Below are 1,593 nucleotides of genomic sequence, written 5' to 3' on the forward strand. Positions count from 1 at the left end.
CCGTCGATGCTGGAGCGCGCACCGTCGACCGTGATCGTCGCCGCGCCGATCGCGTATTCTGCTTGTTGAAGTACCCAGCGCTGAGGTCCGGCCCGCCGCCGGTGGCTTGCACGCCATCGATCGGGAGCCAGGCCGGCGCCGCGACGGATGTGCCGTTCCCCGACCGAACCACCGACGGCAGCCCCGATGGCGTCCAGCTCTTTGACCGCACGGCCGTGATTTGCAGGTCGCCCGCTCGCGCGGGTAGCCTGAGCGACTGGCCCGGTCCTGCTGGGTCGTTGTCGTGTGCCCATGGGCGCGTGGTCCGTGATCACGCCCTTTGATCACGCGGCGGGACCGCAATACGTCCGGTCGTGTGCAAGGTCTACTCGCTTGGTGTGCAGTGGGGGATCGCGGCTCGAAGGCCCGCTCATCAGCGAGTTTTCGGGTTGGCGCGTGGTCTGGACGCCGATCGCAGATCGGGCACACCCGCACCAGAAGTTCACGAACGTCGGCCTCCGCCGGCTGTCACCGCCAGGCGACAGTCAGCCGCCTGGCAGGCGATCGTCACACGCCAAGTCCGATGCCAGTCCGATGTTCACGCCATGCCTCGTCCCGCGAAGGAAGAAGTCGCCAGCACATGCCCACGATCCAGCAGTTGGTCCGCAAGGGCCGCACCGAGAAGATCGGTAAGACGAAAACTCCGGCATTGAAGGGGAGTCCGCAGCGGCGCGGTGTGTGCACCCGCGTCTACACGACCACCCCGAAGAAGCCGAACTCGGCGCTGCGCAAGGTCGCCCGGGTCAAGCTGACCAGCCAGGTCGAGGTCACCGCCTACATTCCCGGCGAGGGCCACAACCTGCAGGAACACTCCATCGTGCTGGTCCGTGGCGGCCGGGTGAAGGACCTGCCCGGCGTTCGGTACAAGATCATCCGTGGCTCGCTGGACACCCAGGGCGTCAAGAACCGCAAGCAGGCTCGCAGCCGGTACGGCGCGAAAAAGGAGAAGAGCTGACATGCCCCGCAAGGGACCTGCTCCGCGCCGGCCGCTCGTCGCCGACCCGGTCTACAACTCGCCGCTGGTGACCCAGCTGGTCAACAAGGTGCTGCTGGACGGCAAGCGCTCGATCGCCCAGTCCATCGTGTACGGCGCCCTCGAGGGCTGCCGGGAGAAGTCAGGCACCGACCCGGTGGTGACGCTCAAGCGCGCACTGGACAACGTCAAGCCCGCGCTCGAGGTGAAGAGCCGCCGCGTCGGTGGCGCGACCTACCAGGTGCCGGTCGAGGTCAAGGCCGGCCGGTCGACCACCCTGGCGCTGCGCTGGCTGGTCGGCTACTCGAAGGCCCGTCGCGAGAAGACGATGACCGAGCGACTGATGAACGAGCTGCTCGATGCCTCGAACGGGCTGGGTGCCTCGGTCAAGCGGCGCGAGGACACGCACAAGATGGCGGAGTCGAACAAGGCCTTCGCGCACTACCGATGGTGAGAGCAGTTCCGTCAGCCATCGGTCGATCGATACCGTCGATGGTGACAGCAGTTCCGTCAGCGATCGGTCGATCGATACCGTCGATGGTGACAGCAGTTCCGTCAGCCATCGGTCATCGTCACCGTCG

General features: G+C 66.6%; 2 protein-coding genes. Both read left to right on the forward strand.

Annotation, left to right across the window (positions count from 1 at the left end):
- Positions 1–619: 619 nt before the first annotated feature.
- Positions 620–994 (forward strand): 30S ribosomal protein S12, encoded by a 375-nt coding sequence (gene rpsL, locus VET27_RS16695; protein ID WP_526520067.1) that lies wholly within the window; start codon positions 620–622, stop codon positions 992–994.
- A 1-nt stretch (position 995) separates the two neighbouring features.
- Entirely contained in the window at positions 996–1,466 is a 471-nt protein-coding gene (gene rpsG, locus VET27_RS16700) for a 30S ribosomal protein S7 (RefSeq protein ID WP_526520069.1), read from the forward strand.
- Positions 1,467–1,593: the final 127 nt, after the last annotated feature.

Source organism: Mycobacterium sp. (assembly GCF_035633495.1).
GTDB lineage: Bacteria > Actinomycetota > Actinomycetes > Mycobacteriales > Mycobacteriaceae > Mycobacterium.